Annotated in this window: 22 protein-coding genes and 1 tRNA gene; 14 read left to right on the plus strand and 9 right to left on the minus strand. The window is 73.9% G+C overall.

Translation table 11 applies throughout. From position 1 onward, the window contains the following. Positions 1 to 75: 75 nt before the first annotated feature. From ACFY00_RS08125 to ACFY00_RS08140, 4 genes are all read right to left on the minus strand, one after another. Positions 76 to 1,020 (minus strand): NAD(P)-dependent oxidoreductase, encoded by a 945-nt coding sequence (locus tag ACFY00_RS08125; RefSeq protein WP_285734640.1) that lies wholly within the window; start codon positions 1,018 to 1,020, stop codon positions 76 to 78. Between the two features lie 145 nt (positions 1,021 to 1,165). Continuing rightward, positions 1,166 to 2,158, minus strand: a complete 993-nt coding sequence (locus ACFY00_RS08130) for a hypothetical protein (RefSeq protein ID WP_388028456.1) — start codon at positions 2,156 to 2,158, stop codon at positions 1,166 to 1,168. Then, positions 2,155 to 3,726 (minus strand): DUF3492 domain-containing protein, encoded by a 1,572-nt coding sequence (locus tag ACFY00_RS08135; RefSeq protein ID WP_388028458.1) that lies wholly within the window; start codon positions 3,724 to 3,726, stop codon positions 2,155 to 2,157. Before ACFY00_RS08135 ends, ACFY00_RS08130 begins: the two co-directional genes overlap by 4 nt. Before the next feature lie 284 nt (positions 3,727 to 4,010). Further along, positions 4,011 to 4,928 carry an alpha/beta fold hydrolase gene (locus ACFY00_RS08140; protein WP_388028459.1) on the minus strand — a complete coding sequence of 306 codons (918 nt, stop codon included), beginning with the start codon at positions 4,926 to 4,928 and terminating at the stop codon, positions 4,011 to 4,013. 236 nt (positions 4,929 to 5,164) lie between these two features. Here ACFY00_RS08140 and ACFY00_RS08145 point away from each other — a divergent pair, with 236 nt between their 5' ends. The 3 genes from ACFY00_RS08145 (at position 5,165) to ACFY00_RS08155 (ending at position 6,582) form a co-directional block, all read left to right on the plus strand. Then, complete coding sequence (locus ACFY00_RS08145; protein ID WP_033251448.1) at positions 5,165 to 5,821, plus strand: TetR/AcrR family transcriptional regulator; 657 nt, start codon at positions 5,165 to 5,167, stop codon at positions 5,819 to 5,821. Positions 5,822 to 5,961: 140 nt separating this feature from the next. Continuing rightward, positions 5,962 to 6,189 carry a DUF3107 domain-containing protein gene (locus ACFY00_RS08150; RefSeq protein WP_388028463.1) on the plus strand — a complete coding sequence of 76 codons (228 nt, stop codon included), beginning with the start codon at positions 5,962 to 5,964 and terminating at the stop codon, positions 6,187 to 6,189. Positions 6,190 to 6,306: 117 nt separating this feature from the next. Beyond that, positions 6,307 to 6,582 (plus strand): hypothetical protein, encoded by a 276-nt coding sequence (locus ACFY00_RS08155; RefSeq protein WP_388028465.1) that lies wholly within the window; start codon positions 6,307 to 6,309, stop codon positions 6,580 to 6,582. Between the two features lie 16 nt (positions 6,583 to 6,598). On the opposite strand, the gene ACFY00_RS08160 is transcribed toward ACFY00_RS08155, so the two are convergent. Then, positions 6,599 to 7,324 carry a ferritin-like fold-containing protein gene (locus ACFY00_RS08160; protein ID WP_285734630.1) on the minus strand — a complete coding sequence of 242 codons (726 nt, stop codon included), beginning with the start codon at positions 7,322 to 7,324 and terminating at the stop codon, positions 6,599 to 6,601. 580 nt (positions 7,325 to 7,904) lie between these two features. On the opposite strand from ACFY00_RS08160, the gene ACFY00_RS08165 reads away from it, so the two are divergent. The 5 genes from ACFY00_RS08165 (at position 7,905) to ACFY00_RS08185 (ending at position 13,740) form a co-directional block, all read left to right on the plus strand. After that, on the plus strand, positions 7,905 to 10,388 hold the full coding sequence (locus ACFY00_RS08165; RefSeq protein WP_388028468.1) for a DEAD/DEAH box helicase: 2,484 nt from the start codon (positions 7,905 to 7,907) through the stop codon (positions 10,386 to 10,388). A gap of 164 nt (positions 10,389 to 10,552) precedes the next feature. Next, complete coding sequence (locus tag ACFY00_RS08170; protein WP_388028469.1) at positions 10,553 to 11,404, plus strand: alpha/beta fold hydrolase; 852 nt, start codon at positions 10,553 to 10,555, stop codon at positions 11,402 to 11,404. 426 nt (positions 11,405 to 11,830) lie between these two features. Next, positions 11,831 to 11,974 carry a hypothetical protein gene (locus ACFY00_RS08175; RefSeq protein ID WP_162869915.1) on the plus strand — a complete coding sequence of 48 codons (144 nt, stop codon included), beginning with the start codon at positions 11,831 to 11,833 and terminating at the stop codon, positions 11,972 to 11,974. Between the two features lie 248 nt (positions 11,975 to 12,222). After that, positions 12,223 to 12,861, plus strand: coding sequence for a DUF6758 family protein (locus tag ACFY00_RS08180; RefSeq protein ID WP_033211956.1), 639 nt, complete (start codon positions 12,223 to 12,225; stop codon positions 12,859 to 12,861). A gap of 30 nt (positions 12,862 to 12,891) precedes the next feature. After that, on the plus strand, positions 12,892 to 13,740 hold the full coding sequence (locus tag ACFY00_RS08185) for a PHP domain-containing protein (protein ID WP_388028471.1): 849 nt from the start codon (positions 12,892 to 12,894) through the stop codon (positions 13,738 to 13,740). Between the two features lie 33 nt (positions 13,741 to 13,773). Here ACFY00_RS08185 and ACFY00_RS08190 read toward each other — a convergent pair whose 3' ends face one another. Further along, the gene (locus tag ACFY00_RS08190; RefSeq protein WP_388028473.1) at positions 13,774 to 14,418 is read right to left on the minus strand and encodes a suppressor of fused domain protein; all 645 of its coding nucleotides are present in this window, start codon (positions 14,416 to 14,418) and stop codon (positions 13,774 to 13,776) included. 437 nt (positions 14,419 to 14,855) lie between these two features. Here ACFY00_RS08190 and corA point away from each other — a divergent pair, with 437 nt between their 5' ends. Beyond that, on the plus strand, positions 14,856 to 15,971 hold the full coding sequence (gene corA / locus ACFY00_RS08195) for a magnesium/cobalt transporter CorA (RefSeq protein WP_388028475.1): 1,116 nt from the start codon (positions 14,856 to 14,858) through the stop codon (positions 15,969 to 15,971). A 25-nt stretch (positions 15,972 to 15,996) separates the two neighbouring features. On the opposite strand, the gene ACFY00_RS08200 is transcribed toward corA, so the two are convergent. Further along, positions 15,997 to 16,917: a DMT family transporter gene (locus tag ACFY00_RS08200; RefSeq protein ID WP_388028477.1), complete on the minus strand. Its 921-nt coding sequence runs from the start codon at positions 16,915 to 16,917 to the stop codon at positions 15,997 to 15,999. A gap of 119 nt (positions 16,918 to 17,036) precedes the next feature. On the opposite strand from ACFY00_RS08200, the gene ACFY00_RS08205 reads away from it, so the two are divergent. From ACFY00_RS08205 to ACFY00_RS08220, 4 genes are all read left to right on the plus strand, one after another. Beyond that, positions 17,037 to 17,582, plus strand: a complete 546-nt coding sequence (locus ACFY00_RS08205) for a hypothetical protein (RefSeq protein WP_388028480.1) — start codon at positions 17,037 to 17,039, stop codon at positions 17,580 to 17,582. 264 nt (positions 17,583 to 17,846) lie between these two features. After that, complete coding sequence (locus tag ACFY00_RS08210) at positions 17,847 to 19,136, plus strand: magnesium transporter MgtE N-terminal domain-containing protein (RefSeq protein WP_388028481.1); 1,290 nt, start codon at positions 17,847 to 17,849, stop codon at positions 19,134 to 19,136. Between the two features lie 76 nt (positions 19,137 to 19,212). After that, complete coding sequence (locus ACFY00_RS08215) at positions 19,213 to 19,758, plus strand: DUF1003 domain-containing protein (protein WP_388028628.1); 546 nt, start codon at positions 19,213 to 19,215, stop codon at positions 19,756 to 19,758. A gap of 56 nt (positions 19,759 to 19,814) precedes the next feature. Then, positions 19,815 to 20,975: an Mrp/NBP35 family ATP-binding protein gene (locus ACFY00_RS08220; RefSeq protein ID WP_388028483.1), complete on the plus strand. Its 1,161-nt coding sequence runs from the start codon at positions 19,815 to 19,817 to the stop codon at positions 20,973 to 20,975. Between the two features lie 163 nt (positions 20,976 to 21,138). Here ACFY00_RS08220 and ACFY00_RS08225 read toward each other — a convergent pair. Continuing rightward, positions 21,139 to 21,212: transfer RNA gene (locus tag ACFY00_RS08225), tRNA-Gly, on the minus strand. Between the two features lie 229 nt (positions 21,213 to 21,441). Between ACFY00_RS08225 and ACFY00_RS08230 the strand changes: the two genes are divergently transcribed. Beyond that, on the plus strand, positions 21,442 to 22,299 hold the full coding sequence (locus ACFY00_RS08230) for a hypothetical protein (RefSeq protein ID WP_388028485.1): 858 nt from the start codon (positions 21,442 to 21,444) through the stop codon (positions 22,297 to 22,299). Between the two features lie 567 nt (positions 22,300 to 22,866). On the opposite strand, the gene ACFY00_RS08235 is transcribed toward ACFY00_RS08230, so the two are convergent. Further along, positions 22,867 to 23,337, minus strand: coding sequence for an NUDIX hydrolase (locus ACFY00_RS08235; RefSeq protein ID WP_388028488.1), 471 nt, complete (start codon positions 23,335 to 23,337; stop codon positions 22,867 to 22,869). Positions 23,338 to 23,355: the final 18 nt, after the last annotated feature.

Raw genomic sequence — 23,355 nt, forward strand, 5'->3', positions numbered from 1 at the left:
GTGAGATGCGCGACACCGGATACCGAGACCTCGGCTCCCCGGCCCAACCCCCTGGTCAGGCCCGGCCGTTCCGGATCACACCCGGCAGGCGGTCTCCAGCCAGACGTCCCCGAGCGACTCCTCCAGCGGCACCTGCGTCCGCCATCCGAGACGGTCCCGGGCGGTCCGGACGTCCGCCTGCCGCCACTGCACCGGCTCGACCACCGCCCGCGCCTCCACCGCCCGCAGCCCCTCCGCACCCGCCTGCTGCGCGGGCAGCACCACCTGCCGGGCGTCCTCGGTGACGGTGCCCTCGAAGCCGGACGCCCGCACCAGCAGGTGCGCCGCGTCCCGGGCCCGGACGGCGTGGCCGGAGCCGATGTTGATCACCCCGGTGGCGGCCGAGACCGCCGCCGCCTGGATCGCCCGCGCCACGTCCCGGACGTCCACGAAGTCCCGGTAGCCGGACAGGTCGGGCATCCGGACCTGGCTCTCCTCCTGCTCCAGCGCCCGCCGCAGCCCCTCCGCCAGCCGCCCGAACAGCGAGGCCGTCGGCGCCCCCGGCCCCACCACGTCGAACACCCGCAGCACCAGCGCGTCCAGCCCCGAGTTCAGCACCAGCTCGGTGCCCGCCAGCTTCGACACCCCGTACGGGCCCACCGGCCGCGGCTCCGCGCTCTCCGGGATCGGCCCCCCGGGCTGCGCGGGCCCGTACTCGGCCGCCGACCCCACGTGCACCAGCCGCGCGGGCTCCCGGCTGCGCCGGATCGCCTCGCAGACCGTCGCCACCGCGAGCGTGTTGGACCGGATCAGCGTCCGCGACGTCCCGTACGTGGCCCCCGCGCAGTTGATCACCACCTGCGCGGCCACCGCGTCCAGGAACCGGGCCAGCGCCCCCGGGCTCCCCGCGGCCAGGTCGAAGCGGATGTCCGCGGAATCGCCCCGCCCCAGCACCGTCACCTGGAGCCCCTCCTCCGCCAGCAGCCGATCGGCCACCCGCCGACCGATGAACCCGTCGGCTCCCAGCAGCAGCACCCTCATCGGGTCCCAGTCCTTCCCTCGGGCCCGGCAGCCGCCGGGCGAAACCAAACCTGATCAACACCCCGGACCTCGTCGTCCGGACCCCGGCCCCGGCCACCGGCCGCCCGCGCGCCCGGCCCCGCGCCGCCCGGGGCCGGAACCCCGCTCATCGGTACGCCCCCGGCCCCGTGGAGGGCGGCCAGGCGGTGCCGAGCAGGAGCAGGGCCGGGCCGAGGGCGGCGGCACAGAGCGCGCCGGCCGGGGAGGCGCCGAGCCAGTGGGCCGGGCCGGGGAGGGTGAGGAGGGCGGCGCCGACGGCGGCGGTGAGGACGGCGACCGCGGCCGCGGTCGGTCGTCCGGCGTCGCGGACGGTGGCGGCGAGCAGCGGCAGGGCGCCCAGCACCAGGAGCGCGGCCCACCCGGTGGCCGGGGTGTCACCGGCGACGGCCCAGCCGAGCCCGGCGAGGGCGGCGAGCTGCGCCAGCACGGCCAGCGGCAGCGCGAACCGCAGCCGGGAGCGGTACTCCCCCAGCGTGGCGGCCCCGCCCTGTCGTCGACCGAACCGGCGCAGCCAGGCGGCCGCCCATCCGGCGGTGGCCGCGCCGAGCGCGGCGGCCCGCGCCGCCCCGGGGGCGGCCGCGGCCAGGAGCGCCAGCAGCAGGCCGGTGCCCGCGCCCTGGCCGAGCGCGGCCCACGGGACGGCCCGCCGGGCGGGCGCCGGTTCCGGCGGCTCCGCCCCCCAGTCGTCCCCGTCCACCGCCTCTCCCCGGGCCTCCCGTCCGCCCCGTCGGCCGACCGCGGCGCCGGCCCCCGCGCCGAGCAGGACCGCGAGCGCCCCGCCGGGCAGGCCGCCGAGGGCGGCGGCGGGCAGCAGCGGCAGCAGGTGGGCGGCGGCGGTGCGGAGGGCGGCGAGCGGGAGGGTGCGCAGCGGTTCGGCGGGCGGCAGCGGCTCGCGGGTGGGCGGGCGGCGCGGGACGCGGGCGTACAGCTCCTCGGCGAGGCCGAAGACGTCGGCGTGCCGGTAGCGGGTGGCGCCGTCGGCGGCCAGGCCGGAGTCCTCCAGGGCGGCGGCGATCTCCAGCGGGTCGACCGCCTGTTCGCACAGGTCCCGGTTGCTGTCGAGGAGTTCGCGCACGGGGTCGGCGGGGGTGCCGGTCACAGCGCCTCCGCGAGGGCGGGCCCCGGGGCGCGTGGCGCCGGCTCGGCGGGCACCGGCGGCGGGGTGCTGCCGCCGGAGACCCAGTACTCGGCGGGGCGGGCGAACGGACGGGCCTGGGCGCCGGGGCCGGCCGGGAAGGCCGGGTAGCGGGAGACCAGGTCGAGGTAGATCTCGCGGAAGGCGCCGACCACGGGTTCCACGGCGAAGCGTTCCTGCGCCCGAAGCCGTCCGGCCAGGCCGAGCCGGGAGCGGCGTTCGCGGTCGGTGAGCAGCGCGAGGCAGGCGGCGGCGAGCGCGCGCGGGCTGCGCGGCGGCACCAACAGGCCGGTGGGGCCGAGCACTTCGCGGGCGACGCCGACCTCGGTGGAGACGACGGCCCGTCCGCTGAGCATGGCGTCGGCGAGCAGCCGGGGGCTGCGCTGGGCGAGCGCGCTGAACACCACGACGCTGCCGGACTCCCAGGCGGCGGCCGAGCTGCGGGGCCGTCCGGCGAACTCGACGGCGTCCGCGACGCCGAGCCGTCCGGCGATCGCGGCGCAGTGCGCGAGGTAGCCGGGAGCGCCCTCCTCGCCGTACAACTTCAGTCTGGTGGTGGGCAGTTCGGCCCGGACCCGGGCGAAGGCGTGCAGCACCAGTTCGGGGTCGCGGCCGGGTTCGAGGGCCCCGGCCCAGACCAGGGTGGGCGCCTCGGGCTCCGCCCCGGCGGCGGGCCGTTCGGTGGCGGTGGTGCCCTCGTGGACGATCCGGGTGCGGGCGGCCTCGCCGCCGCAGCGCCGCTGCCACTGCCGGTCGTACTCGCTGCCGGGGGTGAGCACGGCGGCCTGCCGGTAGGTCTCCTCGGTGAGCTGCCGGAAGAAGGACAGCAGCAGGGCGCGCACCGGCCAGCGGTACGGGGCGCTGCGGTAGCCGCGGTACTGCTCGCGCAGGTGCAGGCCGTGCTCGGTGACCACGAACGGGACGCCGTGCAGCTCGCGGGCGACCAGCGCGGGCAGCGCGGCCGGCCCGCCGCCGACCACGTGGCACAGGTCGGCGCCGCCGAGCCCGGCCGGGCCGGTGCCGTACCAGGGAGCGGAGAGCGGCCGCAGGCACTGCTCCAGCAGGTCGGCGGCGACCAGCACGTCGCAGACCAGCGGCTGGCCCCCGGCGGTGTCGGCGCCGGGCATCCGCCAGACCCGCTCCAGGGCGCGGTGGGCGTGGCCGGAGGCGAGGAACGCGGGCAGCGCCTCGTCCTCCCGGCCGAGCGCGGCCAGCCGGTACAGCGCGGGCCCGAACCCGGCCCGCTCGCCGGGCATCACCAGGGCGCGGACGAGTTCCTCGTACGCCTTGGTGTACGCCCGGCGGCGCAGCGCGGTCGGTCCGCGCCCGCCGGGGCGGCGCCCCCACATGGGCAGTTCGTGGACGCCGTGCAGGCCGCGGACGCCGCTGGGCGGGGCGGGGCGGTCGGCGGGCAGCAGCCGGTAGAGCCGGAACTCGTGCTCGGGCAGGCCGCCGACCAGGCGGCCGCACCAGCCTCCCCCGCCACGCTGCGCGTTGGTGAGAGTGCCCTCGGTGAGCAGAGCGATGCGCACGACGCCTCCAGAGCAGAGCGTTTCCACTGGGTTCACGGCCCTACGACACAGGGGAGTGCGTCCGTGCTCGACGGTCGCCCGGCCGGTGGCCGCTCCCCGCGGTCACCGCCCTCGCCGTCTCGCCCCCCACACCTGTTCGGTCCGACAACACGACGGTAGAGCGCCGGGCCGAGCCCCCTAGGGGCCCGGCCCGGCTTGCCACACCATCGAGTGAACGCCCGTGACCTCGCGCGTCCCCGTTCCGTTTTCGGGCTTCCGCCCGGTGCGCCCCGCGCGCGCCGGGCTCAGCCGCGCCGCTCGGCCTCCGCGAGCAGCTCCCGCACCGCCCGGGCCACCGGCTCGGGGTGCTCCAGCATCGCCACGTGCCCGGAGTCGGGCAGCACCAGCAGCCGGGCGTCCCGGAACGCGGCGCAGGCCCGCCGGGCGGAGCGGTAGGCGACCAGCTTGTCCTTGAGCCCGTAGACCAGCAGCACCGGCGCGGTGACCTGCTCGGCCTGCCGCCACAGCGACTGCTCGCCGCGCTCGGTGTACGCGCTGACGATCCCGCGCGCGGACCCGACCAGCACGCCCAGGGCGTACGGCAGCGCGGACCGGCGGCGGTACTCGGCGACGGCCCGGGCCCGGCGGTGGGCCGGGATGCCCGCCGGGTCGGCGTAGACCAGGCCGAGCAGGTCGGCGGTGGCGGTCTCCGGGTCGGCGGCGGAGCCGCGGCGGCGGACCAGCTCGGCGACGCCGGGCACGGCCAGCAGCCCGGTCGACCAGGCGGTGCGCTGCGGGGGCAGTTCGGGCAGCGCCGGGGAGATCAGGGTGAGGCTGCGCACCAGGTCGGGGCGGAGCGCGGCGAGCCGGACGGCGACCGCCCCGCCGAGCGAGTTGCCGAACAGGTGCACCGGCCCGCGACCGGTCTCCTCCAGGTACCCGATCACCGCCCGGACGTGCCCGGAGACCGACAGGTTGCCGTCCAGCGGCGGGGCGGAGTGCCCGAACCCGGGCAGGTCGACGGCCTCGCCGTCGACGTCGTCGGCGAGCAGGTCGAGGAGTTCGAGCCAGTTGTCGGCGGAGCCGCCGAGGCCGTGCACGAACAGGGCGGGCGGCAGGTCCTCGCGGGGCGCGGAGTGCCGACTGACGGCCAGTGCTGCGCCGGGCACCTCGACGGTGCGGTGCGGCTCCAGGGCGGCGAGGGGGTGCTGGGAGGCGCTCATGGAGGACGATGGTAGTGACGGGGCGGCGGGCCGCCGACACGGCCGGTCACGGGCCCGTACTGCCCCCGTCACGAGCCCGTCTCGACCCGTGGACAGCCGGGGTCCGGGTCGTATTGTGGGCTCCCGACAAGGGCGGTTGTGCGCTTTACTCGGCTTCACCCGCGCACGAGCGGGTTACCGAAAAGTAGAATCAATCACCCCGCCAGTCCACCGCAGACCGTGAAGTGAGGAGCGCCGTGACGGCCATCCAGGAGGCGCAGGAGCGTCCGCGCGGTGCCCGCCTGCCGCGAAGCGCCCGCCGTGAACAACTGCTCGGAGCCGCCCAGGAGGTGTTCGTCGCCCAGGGCTACCACGCCGCCGCCATGGACGACATCGCCGAGCGGGCCGGCGTCAGCAAGCCGGTGCTGTACCAGCACTTCCCGGGCAAGCTGGAGCTCTACCTGGCGCTGCTCGACAAGCACTGCGACGCCCTGGTGGACGGCACCCGGGCCGCGCTGGAGGCGACCAGCGACAACAAGCAGCGGGTGGCCGCGACCATGGAGGCGTACTTCCACTACGTCTCCAGCGAGTCCGGCGCGTTCCGGCTGGTCTTCGAGTCGGACCTGACCAACGACCCGGCGGTGCGCGAGCGGGTCGACCGGGCCACCGACCTGAGCGCGACCCTGGTCTCCAAGGTGATCGCCGAGGACACCGACCTGCCCGAGGCCGAGGCCAAGCTGCTCGCGGTCGGCGTCTGCGGCCTGGCCCAGATCACCGCCCGCTACTGGCTCACCCAGGACGGCGAGATCCCGCGCGAGGAGGCCGTCCGGCTGGTCGCCAGCCTGGCCTGGCGCGGCCTGAAGGGCTTCCCGATGCACCCCGCCCAGGAGGGTTCCGCCGAGCAGGCGGACTGAACCGCGATTCGGCCCTGAGCGGACCGACCCCCGACCTTCGCCACCCGGCCGGGTCGCTGCCTTAAGGTGATGCCCGTACGGCGCTCCCACCGCGAACGGCGGTCGGGGGCGCGCGGCCAGCTACCGGAGGGACGGAAGCCGTGGAGGTCAAGATCGGCGTGCAGAACGCGAACCGGGAGATCGTCCTGGAGAGCGCGCAATCTGCCGAAGAGGTCGCGGAAGCGGTCGCCAAGGCCCTGGACGGCACCTCGAAGCTGTTCACCCTGGTCGACGAGCACGGCCGCCGGGTGCTGGTGCCGTCCGAGCGGCTCGCGTACGTCGAGATCGGCGAGCCGTCCGTCCGCAAGGTCGGCTTCGGCACGCTCTGAGCCCGCGTCACGGCGCCCCGTCCCCCGGTGGGGGGCGGGGCGCCGTGCTGTGCGTACCGGCGGGCCCGGGCGGGTAGGCGGACTGCTGCCGCAGCGTCGCGCACCAGGGAGGCAGCCGTGTGGGAGGCGATCACGTCGGTCCTGATCGGGCTGGCCGTCGGGCTGGGCGCCCTGCTGGTGCGGCCCGACCTGTACCCCGGCCCGCGGGCGCTGCCCGTCGGCACGGCGCTGGTCTCCGCGGTGCTGGCCGACCGGATCGGCCACTACGTGCTGGACGGGCACGCGCCGCTGCTGGCGCTGGCGCTCTCCGCCGCGGCGGCGGCCCTGCTGGTGTCGTTGCCGGCCCGCCCCGACCTGCGGCCGGGGCCCCGCGGCCGGCACCGCCACCCCTGAGCGCCCGGGACCCCGCTCAGGAGGCCAGGCCCAGCGCCGCCATCCGCTTGGTGTGGGTCTCGGTGATCCGGTTGAACATCTTGCCGACCTCGACCAGGTCGAAGCCGCGCACCTGCGCCCCGCCGACCAGCAGGTTGGACAGCGCGTCGCGCTCGGCGACCACCCGCTGCGCCTGGCTGAGCGCCTCGCCCATCAGCCGCCGCCCCCACAGCGCGAGCCGCCCGCCGACCCGCGGGTCCTCGGCGATCGCCTGCCGCACCCGCTCGACCGCGAACTCGGCGTGCCCGGTGTCGGACATCACCCGCAGCACCAGGTCCCGGGTGTCGTCGTCGAGCCGGACGGCGACCTCGCGGTAGAAGTCGCTGGCGATCGCGTCGCCGACGTACGCCTTGACCAGTCCCTCCAGCCAGTCGGCCGGGGCGGTCATCCGGTGGAAGTTCTCCAGCGGTTCGACGAAGGGCTCCATCACCGCGACCGGGTCGGCGCCGACCTCGGCCAGCCGGTCGTGCAGCAGCTGGTAGTGCTGGAACTCGGCGGAGGCCATCCGGGCCAGCGCGGCCTTCTCCTCGATGCCGGGCGCGAACTTGGCGTCCTCGGCCAGCCGTTCGAAGGCGCTCAGCTCGCCGTACGCGAGGGCGCCGAGCAGGTCCAGCACGGCTGCCCGGTACTGCGGGTCGGCGGCCCGGGCCGCCCAGGGGCCGATCGAGTCGGTGGGCCCGTCCGCGGGCTCCTGAGTCTCCATGGCAACGACCTTAGTGGTCCCGTCCGGCCCCCCGGAGCCGCCCTCCGGCCGTCCCGCCCGCCGGGTTCGGCCGGTCGGAGTAGCGACCGTCACGTGTTCGAGTCGTCGCTTGACTGTATGGTAGGTGGTGAGGCCAGGTGTAAGACCGGCGCGGCCCACCCGTCCAACGGCAAACCGCGCGGTCGTGCCCGGTGGCGTTCCGCCGCCCGGTGCAGCACCCGGCGCTCACGTACGCGGATGCCCGGTCGGAGACCCGATCGGCTCCGACCTGGCCCGAGCCTCGGGCCCAGGCACCGCATCAGGCCGAGCGAGGGCCGCCGCGGACCGCGCCGACAGCGCGCCGCACGACCCGGTTCACCACGGGACGCCCTCCCCCGCGCCGCCCGCCCGACGCGCCCCTCCCGGGGCCGCCAGGGCACGGCAGGACGCGTTCGGGCTCGGCCCTCCACATGGAAGAGGCAGCACCCTGTCCACCACCGTTGACCCCACCAAGACGACCTTCCGCGACCTCGGCGTCCTCGCGGAGACCGCCGAGGCCCTGGAGGCCGTCGGCATCGTCCACCCCTTCCCGATCCAGGAGATGACCCTGCCGGTCGCGCTGAGCGGCCACGACGTCATCGGCCAGGCCAAGACCGGCACCGGCAAGACCCTCGGCTTCGGCCTCCCGCTGATCGAGCGGGTCGTGGTCAAGGCCGACGTCGCCGCCGGCCGGGCCACCGCCGAGCAGCTCTCCGACGGCCCGCAGGCGCTCATCGTCGTCCCCACCCGCGAGCTGTGCACCCAGGTCACCAACGACCTGCAGACCGCGGGCAAGGTCCGCGACGTCCGCGTGCTGGCCGTGTACGGCGGCCGCGCGTACGAGCCGCAGGTCGAGGCCCTGAAGAAGGGCGTGGACATCGTGGTCGGCACCCCCGGCCGCCTGCTCGACCTGGCCGGGCAGCGCAAGCTCGACCTGTCCAAGGTCCGCGCGCTGGTCCTGGACGAGGCCGACGAGATGCTCGACCTCGGCTTCCTGCCGGACGTCGAGAAGATCATCACCATGCTGCCCGCCAAGCGGCAGACCCTGCTCTTCTCGGCCACCATGCCCGGCCAGGTCATCTCGCTGGCCCGCCGGTACATGAGCCAGCCCACCCACATCCGCGCCGCCGCCCCGGACGACACCGGCACCACCGTCGCCAACATCGAGCAGCACATCTTCCGCGCGCACTCGCTCGACAAGGTCGAGATGGTCTCCCGGATCCTGCAGGCCGACGGCCGCGGCCTGGCGATGATCTTCTGCCGCACCAAGCGCACCGCCGCCGACGTCGCCGAGCAGCTCACCAAGCGCGGCTTCGCGGCCGGCGCGGTGCACGGCGACCTCGGCCAGGGCGCCCGCGAGCAGGCGCTGCGCGCCTTCCGCAACGGCAAGGTCGACGTCCTGGTCTGCACCGACGTCGCCGCCCGCGGCATCGACGTCGAGGGCGTCACGCACGTCATCAACTACCAGTGCACCGACGACGAGAAGACCTACCTGCACCGGATCGGCCGCACCGGCCGGGCCGGCGCCTCGGGCACCGCCGTCACCCTGGTCGACTGGGACGACATCCCGCGCTGGCAGCTCATCAACAAGGCGCTGGACCTCCCGTTCAACGACCCGGAGGAGACCTACTCCAGCTCGCCGCACCTGTACGAGCTGCTGCGCATCGCCCCCGGCACCAAGGGCGTCCTGCCCCGCTCCGAGCGCACCCGGGCCGGCCTGGACGCCGAAGAGGTCGAGGACCTCGGCGAGACCGGCGGCCGCGGCGGGCGCGGTGGCCGCGGCGGACGGGACTCCTCGCGGGACGCCCGCGACTCCCGTGATGCGCGCGACTCCCGGGACTCCCGCGGTGGACGCGGTGGCGCCCCCGAGAGCCCGGCCCCCGCCGAGCGCCCGCGCCGCTCCCGCGAGCGCCGTCGCACCCGCGGCGGCAGCACCGCGGCCGTCGGCGCCCCCGAGACCCAGACGGTCGAGCAGCCGCAGCCCACCACCACCGGCACCGGCCCCGCCGCCCCGGTGGAGGGCCGCAGCCCGCGCCGCCGCAACCGCAACCGCCGGGGCGGCAGCGCCGCGGCCGCCGTCGAGGCCGCCGCCACCCCGGCGACGGTCGAGACGCCCGCGAGCGCCCCCGCGCCCGCCCTGGAGGCCCCGGCCGCCGAGGCCACCGCCGCCGCCCGCACCCCGCGCAAGCGCACCCGCAAGGCCGCCGCCCCGGCGTTCGCCGAGCCGGTCGCCGCCGCGGAGCCGGTGACCGCCCCGGAGCCGGTCGCGGCCCCCGAGCCGGTGTCCGCTCCGGAGCCGGTCGCCGCCGAGCCCGTGATCCGTTCGCGGACGCCGCAGCGGCGCGCCGTCCGCAAGCCGGTCACCTCCCTGGTGTCCCCCACCGAGGAGACCCCGGCGGCCCCGGCCCCGCGCAAGCGCGCCGCCAAGAAGGCCGCCGCCGTCGAGACCGCCCCGGCCGTGGCCGTCGAGGCCGCCCCGGTCGAGGAGGCCCCCGCGCCACGCAAGCGGACCGTCAAGAAGGCTGTGACCGCCGAGACCGCTCCGGTCGAGGAGGCTCCGGCCCCCCGCAAGCGCGCTGCGAAGAAGACCGTCGCCGCTGAGGCAGCCCCGGTCGAGGAGGCCCCCGCGCCGCGCAAGCGCGTCACCAAGAAGGCCGCCGCCGCCGAGGCAGCCCCGGTCGAGGAGGCTCCGGCTCCCCGCAAGCGCGTTGCGAAGAAGGCCGTCGCCCCCGAGGCCGCTCCGACCGAAGAGGCCCCGGCCCCGCGCAAGCGCGCCACCAAGAAGGCCGTCGCCGCTGAGGCAGCCCCGGCCGAAGAGGCCCCCGCGCCGCGCAAGCGCGCCACCAAGAAGACCGTCGCCGTCGAGGCCGCCCCGGCCGAGGAGGCCCCGGCTCCCCGCAAGCGCGCCACCAAGAAGGCCGTCGCCGAGACCACCCCGGTCGAGGAGGCTCCGGCCCCGCGCAAGCGCGCCACCAAGAAGGCCACGGCCACCACGGCCGAGGAGATCCCGGCTCCGCGCCGGGCCCGGAAGGCCGTCGAGCAGTAACCCGCACCACCCCCGCCGCAGGGGAGGGACCGACACCGCGTCGGCCCTCCCCTGCGGCGTTCCCGGAGCGCCGTGTGCCGTCCTGTCCGCCTCCGCCGCCGGGGCCGTTGCCCGCCGTAGGGTGAGCCCGAAGCGTCGGGGTCGGAGATGAGGGGTCGCAGCGGATGAGTACGCCGCCGTTCTTGAAGTTGCCGTCGTGCGTGCGGGCGACCCGGGTGGCGGGGTTGGCCGCGCTGTGGGGCGAGCCGGTGGGGGCGGTGCGGGGGACGGCGGTGCTGGTGCCGGGGTTCACCGGGAGCAAGGAGGACTTCATCGCGCTGCTGGAGCCGCTCGCGGAGGCGGGTTTCCGGACGGTCGCGGTGGACCAGCGGGGCCAGTACGAGTCCGGCGGCCCGGAGGACCCGGCGGCGTACGCCGTCCCGGCGCTGGGGGCGGACGTGCGGGCGGTGACGGCGGAGCTGGGGGTGCTGGGGGTGACGGGGCCGCTGCACCTGCTGGGGCACTCGTTCGGGGGGCAGGTGGTGCGCGAGGCGGTGCTCGCGGCGCCGGAGGAGCTGCCGTGGGCGTCGTTGACGCTGATGTCGACGGGGGCGGGGGCGATCGATCCGGCGGAGGCGGCGCGGACGGGGATGCTGCTGGAGGCGCTGGACTCGATGGACCTGGAGTCGATCTGGCAGGTGATGCGGCAGTTGGACGGCGAGCGGGTGCCGCCGCTGGACCCGGAGATCGCCGAGTTCCTGCACCGCCGCTGGCTGGCGAACCGCCCGCAGGGCCTGCGGGCGGCGGCCGCGCACCTGGTGTCGGCGCCCGACCGGGTGGACGAGCTGGCGGCGGTGCGGCTGCCGAAGCTGGTGCTGTCCGGGGAGCGGGACTACGCGTGGCCGGTCGAGGAGCAGTCGCGGATGGCGGAGCGGCTGGGCGCGGCCCGGCTGGTGGTCCCCGGCGCGGGCCACTCCCCGAACGCCGAGCGGCCGGCCGAGACGGCGGCGGCGCTGGCCGCGTTCTGGTCCGCCTGAGCCGCGCCCGGCGGTCTGCGGCTTCCCGGTCGGATCCGGGCCACGGGAAGGCTTCCTGACGGTCGTTCAGAAGTCGGCCCCGGTTTTCACGCGACAAGAATCGTTAGGTCGGGTAATATTTGACTCAGTCCGGGATCAGTACCCTCCGGCGGCCGCACCCTCCTCCGGCCGCCGAAACCACGGATTTAACCGGTGGGCAACTGCCGGGAAGCAGCGTCGCGGCACAGTGGGACATCGGGGCACTACGGCCTCCCTCCAGTGCCGCAAGGAAAGTGCCGCTGAAGAAGTCCTGCCTGAGAGTGGGGGGAACGACGGGTGACTGCACCTGCCGGACGTCCGACCCAGTCAACGCCGACGAGCCACCGCCTGGTGGCCGCCCGTCGGCCGAGTCCGCCTCGGAGTCCGAGGACGGGAAGGGAGAGGCCCATGCGTTTCGAGATCCTTCGCCTGGATCACGCCGGTACGGAGACCGACCGGCTGATCGCCGACGCGGAGACCGTGTCCGAGTACCTGAAGGCCGCCGCGCAGACCGGCGAACGCCTGTACATCCGGCCGTGCAAGGCCGTGTGAGCGAACGCGGACGGACCTCAGGGTCCGCCGACGTTCCGATACCCGACTGACGCCCCGCCATCGCAGGAGACTCCTGGGACGGCGGGGCGTCAGTCTGTTCGGGGGCCGTCACCTGCGGGGGTTTGACGGGGCTCCGGCCGGGACATCACCTCTGCCGGACCCGGGCCGTTGCCGGGGCGGCTCGTGACGCACTCCTTACGGGTGATCGTCCTTGACGCAGCAGTCCGGAGGGAGGACCGTTGTCGGTTATGAGGGGCGAGCCAAGCTGCCCGAGGTGCGCCGGTCGGGTCCGCGCCCCCGGCCTCTTCTCCGACACCTGGCAGTGCGATCTGCACGGCGCCGTGCATCCGATGCAGCCGGTGCTGCCCCCGAGCATCGAGGCCCTGAACGTGGCGGTGAACCGCTCGCAGGTGCCGGTCTGGCTGCCCTGGCCGCTGCCGGTGGGCTGGCTGTTCACCGGGATCGCGCACGCGGGTGACGACCTGTCCGGCGCCCGGGCCACCGCCGTCGCCTGCTCCGGCCCGGCCCCGCTGGGCGGGTTCGGCGAGCTGGTGCTGGTGGCCGAGGAGCTGGGCATCGGCCTGGGCGCCCGGTACGCGGGGCTGGACGGGCCGGACCCGGGCGACTCGGTGGCGCTGTACAAGCCCGCCGACGCGAAGCTGATGGCGGCGGGCCGGCCGACGCCGATGTTCCACGTGCCGGGGGCGCCGGACGACCGGGCGGTGTACGTCGGCGAGGCGCGCGGCCTGTGGCTGTGGGCGATCGCCTGGCCCGAGCAGTCGGCGCTGCTGATGCACGACGAGCTGGTGCTGACCGACCTGCGGGACGCGGGCGCCGAGCTGGGCCTGCTCCCCTGCGGGGCGCTCTCCCCCCGACTGCTGGGCTGAGGCCCGGGCGGGCTCCCTATCCTGGGCGGCATGCGCATCGATCTGCACGCCCACAGCAACGCCTCCGACGGCACCGACTCCCCGGCCGAGCTGGTCGCCAACGCGGTCGCGGCCGGGCTGGACGTGGTGGCGCTGACCGACCACGACACGGTGTCCGGGTACGGGGCGGCGGCGGCCGCGGTGGCCGGGACGGGGCTGGTGCTGGTGCCGGGGGCGGAGCTGTCCTGCCAGGTGGACGGCGTCAGCATGCACCTGCTGGCGTACCTGTTCGACCCGGCGGAGCCCGCCTTCGCGGCCGAGCGGGAGCTGGTGCGCACCGACCGGTTCCGGCGCGGGCGGGCGATCGTGGAGCGCTGCCGGGAGCTGGGGGCGCCGATCAGCTGGGAGCAGGTGGCGCGGATCGCGGGCGACGGCTCGGTGGGGCGCCCGCACATCGCCTCGGCGCTGGTGGAGGCGGGCGTGGTGGCGAGCGTCTCGGACGCGTTCACGCCCGAGTGGCTGGCCAACGGCGGGCGGGCGGACGTCCGCAAGCACGAGACCGACCCGGTGGCGGCGGTCCGGCTGGTGCGGGCGGCGGGCGGGGTGCCGGTGTTCGCGCACCCGGGCGCGGTGAAGCGCGGGCGGACGGTGTCGGACGCGGTGATCGCCGACCTGGCGGCGGCCGGGCTGGGCGGGCTGGAGGTCGACCACGTCGACCACGACGAGCCGACCCGGGCCCGACTGCGCGGCCTGGCGGCCGAGTTGGGGCTGTTCACCACCGGCTCCAGCGACTACCACGGCAGCCGCAAGACCGTCCGGCTGGGCGAGCACACCACCGACCCGGCCGCGTACGAGGAGCTGCTGGCGCAGGCGACGGGGGCGGCGCCGATCACCGGCTGACCCCCGCCGCCCGGCCGTCGGCCGACCCGGCCGTCAGTCGAGCGGAACGCCGCGGCGGCCGGGGTCGCGCAGGTCGGTGCCGTGCTGCAGCCAGCGCTCCTGCAGCGCCTCGGCGCCCTGGACGCGCTTGAACGCGGCCTCGTTGGGGGTCATCGGCAGCAGCGGCAGGAAGCGCACCGGGTCGGCCGGTTCGGGGAGTTCGAGGTCCGCGACCAGGCCGCCGGGCTCGGCGGCCAGCACCGAGGTGAACGGGGCGCCGCTCCACAGCGGGGAGCCGAGGTCGAGCGAGCCGCCGGGGGCCACCACCAGGCCCTCGACCTGCGGGCTGGCGGCGAACACCGCGAGCGCCTTGTGCACCTCGTCGCGCCCGCCGCGCACGGTCAGCACCAGTTCGGCGCGCGGGCCGCGCACCGGGTCGGCGACCGGGGAGGTCGGGTCGGCCATCGGGGCGGCGGCCATGCCGAGCGTCGCGTACCGGACCAGGCCTTCGGCGTCGGGGCCGAAGCGCAGCACCTCGATCCGGTCCGCGCCGACGAAGGTGACCGCAGCCCGGCCGGTGGGTTCGCCGAAGGTGCTGGTCAGCCGGGCCTCGATCAGGGTGAGGACGGTCTGCCGGGTCGGGCCCGCGGGGCCGTCCGGCTGCGAGAAGTCGCCGAAGTGAGGGAAGTCGTGCGCCATGCCGCGACCTTAGCGCGGGCGCACCGCGCCGAACCTTGGCGCGACCTTTACCCGGTGGACGCCGAATGCCGGGCGCGGCCCCGGGAAGAACTGTTAATGTGAGCGGTCGGCCTTGTGAACACGAACCAGGGCCGCCACGGCCCCAGCGCGGGCCCCGGCGTGGAGGAGGTGGTCACGGTGGACAGCAGTCGACCATGCAGTACCGGCAGCTCTCTCCGGCCCACCCCGGCCCGCCGCCCGCGCGGCTGACCGGGCCCACCCCGCAGTGTCGCGCGCGGCCGAGAGAGCACCTTCCCCGGGGCTGATCCGATGAAACCCGCCCAGCGAACGGCTTTCTGACACTTCTTCGGCCCTGGCGTGTCCACCGGTGTTTTCCGCCGTCGCGTCACCCCGGCACGTCCCGGGGCGCGCCGGTCCGGCCCTAGGGAGCCCGCGCCATGTCGATGATGCACAACCTGCGCGCCGCCGTCGTCCGTCCAGCCCGCCGCCGGGTCGGCGACGCGTTCGAGTCGAAGCCCGGCGACACCCCGTCCGCGGTGGTGGACTGCGCCGTCTACCAGCAGGGCAAGCGGGCCACCGAGACCTGCAGCCCGCGCGAGGCCGCCCGACAGGTGAAGGCGGCGCACCAGTTGGCGCCCGGCTCGTTCAGCTGGATCGGCCTGCACGAGCCGACCGAGGCCGAGTTCGAGGGCATCGCGCAGCGCTTCGGCCTGCACCCGCTGGCCGTGGAGGACGCGGTGCACGCGCACCAGCGCCCCAAGGTCGAGCGGTACGACGGCATGCTGTTCGCGGTCTTCAAGACCGTCCGCTACGTCGAGCACGAGCAGCTCACCCCGACCAGCGAGGTGGTCGAGACCGGTGAGCTGATGGTCTTCGCCGGGCCGGACTTCGTGATCACCGTCCGGCACGGCGCGCACTCCTCGCTGCGCGCCCTGCGGCACCGCCTGGAGGCCGACGCCGAGGGCACCGGCCTGCTCGCCAAGGGCCCGGCAGCCGTGCTGCACGCCATCGCCGACCACGTGGTGGACAACTACCTGCTGGTCGCCGAGCGCCTGCAGAACGACGTCGACGAGATCGAGTACGACGTGTTCGCCAACAAGGGCGGCCGCGGCACCGACGTCGGCCGGGTCTACCAGCTCAAGCGCGAGGTGCTGGAGTTCAAGCGCGCCGTCACCCCGCTGCTGCGTCCGATGCTGCAGCTCGCCGAGCCCACCGCGCGGCTGGTCGACCTCGACATGCAGAAGTACTTCCGGGACGTCGCCGACCACCTGGCCCGGGTCAGCGAGCAGGTGCACGGCTTCGACGAGCTGCTGAACTCGCTGCTGCAGGCCAACCTGGCGCAGGTCTCGGTCGCCCAGAACGAGGACATGCGCAAGATCACCGCCTGGGCCGCGATCTTCGCCGTCCCCACCATGATCACCGGCGTGTACGGGATGAACTTCGAGCACATGCCCGAGCTGAAGTCGACGTACGGCTACCCGGCGGTGCTGGGCGCGATCGTGGTGATCTGCTTCGGCATGTACCGGGGCTTCCGCCGCAACGGCTGGCTGTGACCGGCCGGGGCCGTCGGGCGGGGCGTCAGCGGCGCTCCGCCCGGGCCACCAGCACCAGGCCCAGCAGGATCAGCCCCACCGCCGGGTAGGCCGCCACGGGCGGCCACTGGCCCAGCCACACCGCGGCGATCAGCGCCGCGCCCGGGGTCTCCAGCAGGATCGCCGTCGAGGTGATCGACGGGCCCAGGGTGCGCACCACCCGGTTGCTCAGCGAGTGCCCGAGCAGCTGCGCCGTCACCATCAGCAGGAAGATCTGCCACCACGCGCCCGCCGGCCAGCCGCCCAGCCGGGCCCCCGTCAGCAGGCAGGCCGCCAGCAGCGCGAGGGCGCAGGTCGCGTAGCAGACCAGGGTGTACGCGGTGGTCGACACGGTGCGCCGCACCTCCGCGCCCAGCAGCATGTACCCGGCCGCCGCCGCGCCCGCCGCCAGCGCCAGGCCGTCGCCCAGCAGCGCCCGCGCCGAGACCGTCAGGTCGACGCCGGTCAGCACCAGCACGCCCGCGAACGCCACGCCCGCGCCCAGCCACACCAGCCGGGGCGCCCGCGCCCCGGTCAGCCGCATCAGCAGGATCGCCCAGAGCGGGGTGGTGGTCACCAGCGCCGTGGACGACGCCACCGAGGTCATCCGCAGGCTCGGCATCCACAGCGCGAAGTGCAGCGCCAGCAGCACCCCTGCGGCCGCCGCCAGCAGCAGCGCCCGCCGCGAGATGCCGCGCAGCTCCGCCCGGTGCCGCCACAGCGCGTACGGGCCCAGCACCGCCACCGACATGCTGTTGCGCCAGAACGCGATCGCCAGCGCGGGCGCGGCCGTCGCGCTGATCAGCGGCGCGGACAGCGAGATGCCCGCGATCGACACCGCCAGCAGCAGCAGGTCGGTGCGCGGTAGGTGCCGCCGTTCCCCGGGCGCCGGGGGTGCGGCGGGGGCGGTGGTACTGACGGCGGTCACGGCACTCCTTCGGGCAGTGTGGTGGACGGCATACACGGTAAGGGCTGTCCGGACGCTACGGCACTGTCGTCCGGGGGATGGGACCGGGCCCCGGGCCCCCAGGCCGTACGCTGTGCGGCATGGAGCGTACGACGACCCCGGGCCCCTCCGACTTCCTCGACCGGGCCCTGGTGGAGGAAGCCGCCAAGAAGTCCGGCCTGCTCTGGGTCCAGCCCGCCGGGCAGCCGCACGCCCGCCCGCTCTGGCACGCCTGGCACGACGGCGCGATCGTCGTCGTCGGTGACGGCGCCGAACAGCCCCTGCACGGCCTCCCCGCGAGCGGCTCCGCCGCGGTGACCCTGCGCAGCAAGGACAAGTGGGGCCGCCTGGTCGCCCTGACCGCCGACGTCACCCGCCTCGACCCCGGCACCCCCGCCTGGGAGGGCGCCGTCGAGGAGCTCAAGGGCAAGCGCCTCAACGCCCCCGACACCGACACCATCGGCGACCGCTGGGCCCGCGAGTGCCACGTCCTGCGCCTCACCCCCACCGACGCCCCGCTCGCCCCGCTCCCCGACGACGCCCTCGCCGCGGCGCCGGTGCCCACCCCCGCCACCACCCGCGAGCCGGCCCCGGCGGGGCTGCCCAGGATCCTCTTCAAGAAGCGCAAGCGCGAACGCGAACGCTGACGCGAAGCCAGGGGCGCGGGGAACTGCGCGAGCAACCAGGCACCCACCGCAAGATCGCCAGGTGACATCGACTCACCGCCCACCTCGCGGCCTCGCTGACGTGCGCCTCCTCCCCCAGCCCCAAGGGGGGCTGGGAGGTGCCCCCTCCGCGCAGTCCCCCGCACCCCTGGTTTCGCGCCGGCCCGCTCGCGCCGACGCGGCTTCCTCCACCCTCCGCGGCTAGATTTGGGGGGTTGTGTCCGTTTCCGCCGGAGGGAGTCTCGTATGGCGGGGCCAGGCAGCCGGGTCTTCATCTCCCACCTCTCCGGGGTCGCGGTGTTCGACCCGAACGGCGACCAGGTCGGCCGGGTCCGGGACGTGGTCGTCTCGCTGCGCCTGGGCGGGCGGCCGCCGCGGGTGCTGGGGCTGGTGGTGGAGGTGATCGGGCGGCGGCGGATCTTCCTGCCGATGACCAGGGTGACCAGCCTGGAGTCGGGCCAGGTGCTGTCCACCGGCCTGCTGAACATGCGCCGCTTCGAGCAGCGCCCGTCCGAGACGCTGGTCCTGGCCGAGTTGCTGGACCGCACCGTGACCCGGACGAAGACCTCCGACGAGGTGACCGTCCTGGACGTGGCGATGGTGCAGACCCGGCTGCGCGAGTGGGAGATCGACAGGGTGTTCGTGCAGACGGGGCGGCCGCCCGGGCGGCTGCGGAAGGCGAAGGGCGAGCAACTGCTGCTGGACTGGTCGGCGGTGACCGGTTTCTCGCTGGCCGAGGAGGGCCAGGGCGCGGCCAACCTGCTGGCCACCTTCGAGCAGCTCCGCCCGGCCGACCTGGCCAACGTCATGCACCACCTGTCGGCCAAGCGCCGGGCCGAGGTCGCCGCGGCGCTCGACGACGACCGGCTGGCCGACGTGCTGGAGGAACTGCCCGAGGACGACCAGGTGGAGATCATCGGCAAGCTGCAGGAGGAACGGGCCGCGGACATCCTGGAGACCATGGACCCGGACGACGCCGCCGACCTGCTCTCCGAACTGCCGGAGGCCGACGCGGAGCGCCTGCTGCGGCTGATGGAGCCCGCCGAGGCGGAGGAGATGCGCCGCCTGCTCTCGTACGAGGAGGACACCGCGGGCGGGTTGATGACCACCGAGCCGATCGTGCTGGAGCCGGACGCCTCGGTCGCCGAGGCCCTCGCCCGGGTGCGGGTCGCCGACACCAAGCCCGCGCTGGCCGCGCAGGTGTACGTGTGCCGCCCGCCGAACGAGACCCCGACCGGGACGTACCTGGGCACCGTGCACTTCCAGCGGCTGCTGCGCGAACCCCCGTACACGCTGGTCGGCTCGCTGGTGGACGACGACCTGGACCCGCTGCCGCCGAACACCCCGCTGCCGCTGATCACCTCCTACCTGGCCACGTACAACATGGTCGCGGCGCCGGTGGTGGACGAGGACGACCACCTGCTGGGCGCCGTCACCGTCGACGACGTGCTGGACCACCTGCTGCCGGAGGACTGGCGCGAGGGCGCGGAGCACGGCATCGGCGCGAGCACCGGCGGGGTGCGCGGTGGACGCTGACCGCAAGCGGCCGGGCGAGGGCACCTCGGGCCAGCGGATCCAGGGCGAGCTGCGCGAACTGCGGCAGCTGCGCGAACTGCGCGCCCGGGAGCAGCGCGGCCGCCGCGAGGAGCGCCCCTCCCCCGCCGGCGGCTCCCGCGCCCGGCTCGACCAGCCGCGCACCGGCCGGCCCGGGCTGATCCGGCTGCCCGCCTGGGACCCGGAGGCGTTCGGCAAGCTCTCCGAGCGGATCGCGCGCTTCCTCGGCACCGGGCGGTTCATCGTCTGGATGACGGTGGTGATCATCGCCTGGGTGGTCTGGAACACCCTGCTGCCCGAGTCGGTCCGCTTCGACGACTACCCCTTCATCTTCCTCACCCTGATGCTCTCCCTGCAGGCCTCGTACGCGGCCCCGCTGATCCTGCTCGCGCAGAACCGCCAGGACGACCGGGACCGGGTCAACATGGAGCAGGACCGGGCCCGCAGCGACCGCAACATCGCCGACACCGAGTACCTGACCCGCGAGGTCGCGGCCCTGCGGCAGGGCCTCGGCGAGGTGGCCACCCGGGACTTCGTGCGCTCCGAACTGCAGTCGCTGCTGAAGGAACTGGACGAGCGCCGGGAGTCCGCCGACACGCTGTGACCGGCGGCACGCTACCGGCGAGTCGGGGGCGGGGCGCCGCGCCGTACCATCAACACATGGCCAACGAGACAGAGGTGGCGGTCGGGGCGACGGAGCAGTCCGTCCGGGAAGCCCTGGCGACCGTCCACGACCCGGAGATCAACCGCCCGATCACCGAGATCGGCATGGTGAAGTCCGTCGAGATCGGCGACGGCGGCTCGGTGAAGGTCGCGGTGTACCTCACCGTCTCCGGCTGTCCGATGCGCGAGACGATTACCCAGCGGGTCACCGACGCGGTGTCCGCCGTCCCCGGCGTCACCGCCGTCTCCGTCGAGCTCGACGTGATGAGCGAGGAGCAGCGCCGCGAACTCTCCACCCTGCTGCGCGGCGGCGCCCCCGAGCGGGAGATCCCGTTCGCCAAGCCCGGCACGCTGACCCGGGTCTACGCGGTGGCCTCCGGCAAGGGCGGCGTCGGCAAGTCCTCGGTGACGGTCAACCTGGCGGCGGCGCTGGCCGCGGACGGCCTGAAGGTCGCCGTGGTGGACGCCGACATCTACGGCCACAGCGTGCCCCGGATGCTGGGCGTCGAGGGTCGGCCGACCCAGGTGCAGGACATGATCATGCCGCCGTCGGCGAACGGCGTGAAGGTCATCTCGATCGGCATGTTCACCCCCGGCAACGCCCCGGTCGTCTGGCGCGGCCCGATGCTGCACCGCGCCCTGCAGCAGTTCCTGGCCGACGTCTACTGGGGCGACCTCGACGTCCTGCTGCTCGACCTGCCGCCCGGCACCGGCGACATCGCCATCTCGGTCGCGCAGCTCGTCCCGAACGCCGAGATCCTGATCGTCACCACCCCGCAGATGGCCGCCGCCGAGGTCGCCGAGCGGGCCGGCACCATCGCCCTGCAGACCCACCAGAAGATCGTCGGCGTCATCGAGAACATGTCGGGCATGCCCTGCCCGCACTGCGACGAGATGATCGACGTCTTCGGCACCGGCGGCGGCCAGACCGTCGCCGACGCCCTCACCCGCACCGTCGGCGCCACCGTCCCGGTCCTGGGCTCCATCCCCATCGACGTCCGCCTCCGCGAGGGCGGCGACGACGGCCGCCCCGTCGTCCTCTCCAACCCGGACTCCCCCGCGGGCGCCGCCCTGCGCACCATCGCCGGCAAGCTCTCCGGCCGCCAGCGCGGCCTCTCCGGCCTCTCCCTGGGGCTGACCCCGAAGAACAAGTTCTGATCCAGCAACGGGCTGGTCAGCGGCGGGATACTCTCCCGACCCGCTGACCAGCCCGTTTGCCGTCATAGGTTGTCAACATTGGCCGACCCTGGTCTACCTCATACGGCCCAGAGGCGGCCCAGGAAAGACTGGAGGGCGGGACACCTAGATGCCCCGCCCCTTGAGGGCTCGACGGGATTCGAACCCGCGACCGCCCCTTCGGCAAAGGGGTGCTCTATCCACTGAGCTACAAGCATCTGCACTATACCCTCGACGGGAACTTGCGTCTGCGCCAAGGGCCAACTTCGCATCTGCGACCTGGGGGCAACTTTCAAGATCCCCTCCCTCCTTTGCCCATCCAGCCGCCACCACCGCGGCAAGAGTGACCTAACACGCACTTCGTCTCCCTGTGATTCGAGATCATGACGTCCAGGCCCAGCGCCGAGCGCTACATTGCAAGTAGCTAGCCCGCCAAATGGAGATGATCTTGACCCTCGCCGAGAAGCATCGCAGAGAAATCGAATCTCTACTCGAAGAGGCCGACGGCCTGACGGCAGTCACGTCAACATGGCAACTCGATCCTGAACCATCGGCCGAAGAACTTCGCAATGGGCAAAAGGCCTATTACAGCTGGTATGCCCGAGCCAGGAAAGTGGTGCCACCAGAAGATCTTTCGACATTTGAAAATAAATACGAGGGCGGCGAAGTGATCAAGCGGATCAGAGATTTTCTGGCCCGCCCGAGAGAGCTCAACCAATTTCACGACCCCGCAAATCACAGCCCTCTTATGCCAAAATTCTCCTACCCTTACGAAACGGCATTCCTAAGGAGCCTTTCCGAGCAGAAAGAAATCCTCCTACGCGCCCTCTATCACACCGTTGACGCAGGAAGCGAGCTGGAAGAACTGGCCGCCATACTCAGCAGGATTCCTCGATACCTCGACACTCTTCGGGAAACAAGTCGGGCCAATGTACCCGTCCCGAAAATTAGTGACGAAAAAGATCTACAGGCAGTTGTCCTGCCAATCCTCCGCCTCCTATATTCTGACGTGCGGGAAGAGGATTACGCCCCGCATCACGCAGGAGGGCGCTCGATTCCAGACTTCTCGATCAGAGATAGTGGAATTATCGTCGAAACTAAGATGACCCGCGCATCGATGACCGACAAATCTCTAGGAGACGAGCTGCTTGAAGACTGGGGGCGCTACCCGAAGCACCCGGACTGCAGAGGAATTCTCGCACTCATCTACGATCCAACGCGAAAGCTGAGGAACCCGGAGGGTCTGGTGAGCGACCTCTCGCAGGATCAAAATATGCCAGCCACCAGGGTTATTGTAATTCACTGAATTACCCAAGCGGCGCACATTAGATCGTCGGGGAAGACATCCTTCTAGCGAGATATTAGCGGATCGCTGGCTCTAAAGATACCGACGTTGAGAGCTGTGGAAACGCTGCGCGGGTGGCGGAGCGGTTTTGGCCGGTGTCCTGCCTGGTCTGGGGTCGAGCATGATCGGGGGGCCGTAAGCTGTTGCGACTCGGTCAGGGCTTTTTGGGCCTGACCGCAATGTGGCCGAGTGGCCCCCGTTCTTGCTCGACGCGGGGCCCGGTCCTGGCAGGTGGGTAAAACCGTGGAGCCGCCCGCCCCCAGCCACGGCGGGGTTCAGGGCCTCCGCCCTCGCTCTCGGACTTGCCGCGTGCGCGGCTGGGCCGCGGCCGGAGCGGGGCGAAGGCAGGAGCGTCGGCGAGCGGCCAGGGCCGCGCGCTGGTGCGCTGTGCGCGCCTTGATGAAGTAGCGAAACTCGTAACACCTCCCATTCCTCAACCTCACTCCCCCGCCGGAAGTTGGCTCAGGACGAAGAGGGACAGGCAGGTAAACCCGGCAGACGTCTGCCGGGTTTGGTGGGCTTGTGAGTTCAGCTCGCTGCCGCGTGCTCGGTGAGCCACTGTCGGCCGTCGTGGGTGCGGATGCTCGGGGCCACCTCGTCGTTGAGCGCGTCCAGGACGCGGGCGGCGAACACCTCGGCCATGCGGTCGGAGACCTCGGCCGGGGTCAGCCACTCGATCGCGGTGGACTCGTCGGACAGCTGCTCGTTGCCGCCTTCGAGGTGGCACCGGAAGACCAGGGCGACCACGCCGCGGGTGACGTTCTTGTAGACGCCGGTGAGCCGTTCGACGCTGACCTTGAGGCCGGTCTCCTCGTAGATCTCGCGGCGCACGCCGTCCTCGACGGTCTCCGTCAGCTCCAGGACGCCGCCGGGGGGCTCCCAGGTGCCGTTGTCCGCGCGGCGGATCGCCAGCACCCGACCGTCTTCGCGCACCACGGCCCCCGCAACGGACACGGAGTGGAGGGGCGTTGGCTGCGGCTTCGGGGCGCTGTTGCTCATGCACAGGAGAATAGGAGC

It is taken from the genome of Kitasatospora sp. NPDC001540, assembly GCF_042894345.1.
GTDB lineage: Bacteria > Actinomycetota > Actinomycetes > Streptomycetales > Streptomycetaceae > Kitasatospora > Kitasatospora phosalacinea_C.

Excerpts from the sequence above, each read along its gene's own strand:
- ACFY00_RS08125 (WP_285734640.1), bottom strand. The coding sequence starts at position 1,020 with ATGAGGGTGCTGCTGCTGGGAGCCGACGGGTTCATCGGTCGGCGGGTG.
- ACFY00_RS08140 (WP_388028459.1), bottom strand. The coding sequence starts at position 4,928 with ATGAGCGCCTCCCAGCACCCCCTCGCCGCCCTGGAGCCGCACCGCACC.
- ACFY00_RS08160 (WP_285734630.1), bottom strand. The coding sequence starts at position 7,324 with ATGGAGACTCAGGAGCCCGCGGACGGGCCCACCGACTCGATCGGCCCC.
- ACFY00_RS08165 (WP_388028468.1), top strand. The coding sequence starts at position 7,905 with ATGACCCTGCCGGTCGCGCTGAGCGGCCACGACGTCATCGGCCAGGCC.
- ACFY00_RS08170 (WP_388028469.1), top strand. The coding sequence starts at position 10,553 with ATGAGTACGCCGCCGTTCTTGAAGTTGCCGTCGTGCGTGCGGGCGACC.
- ACFY00_RS08175 (WP_162869915.1), top strand. The coding sequence starts at position 11,831 with ATGCGTTTCGAGATCCTTCGCCTGGATCACGCCGGTACGGAGACCGAC.
- ACFY00_RS08180 (WP_033211956.1), top strand. The coding sequence starts at position 12,223 with ATGAGGGGCGAGCCAAGCTGCCCGAGGTGCGCCGGTCGGGTCCGCGCC.
- ACFY00_RS08185 (WP_388028471.1), top strand. The coding sequence starts at position 12,892 with ATGCGCATCGATCTGCACGCCCACAGCAACGCCTCCGACGGCACCGAC.
- ACFY00_RS08190 (WP_388028473.1), bottom strand. The coding sequence starts at position 14,418 with ATGGCGCACGACTTCCCTCACTTCGGCGACTTCTCGCAGCCGGACGGC.
- corA (WP_388028475.1), top strand. The coding sequence starts at position 14,856 with ATGTCGATGATGCACAACCTGCGCGCCGCCGTCGTCCGTCCAGCCCGC.
- ACFY00_RS08205 (WP_388028480.1), top strand. The coding sequence starts at position 17,037 with ATGGAGCGTACGACGACCCCGGGCCCCTCCGACTTCCTCGACCGGGCC.
- ACFY00_RS08210 (WP_388028481.1), top strand. The coding sequence starts at position 17,847 with ATGGCGGGGCCAGGCAGCCGGGTCTTCATCTCCCACCTCTCCGGGGTC.
- ACFY00_RS08220 (WP_388028483.1), top strand. The coding sequence starts at position 19,815 with ATGGCCAACGAGACAGAGGTGGCGGTCGGGGCGACGGAGCAGTCCGTC.
- ACFY00_RS08235 (WP_388028488.1), bottom strand. The coding sequence starts at position 23,337 with ATGAGCAACAGCGCCCCGAAGCCGCAGCCAACGCCCCTCCACTCCGTG.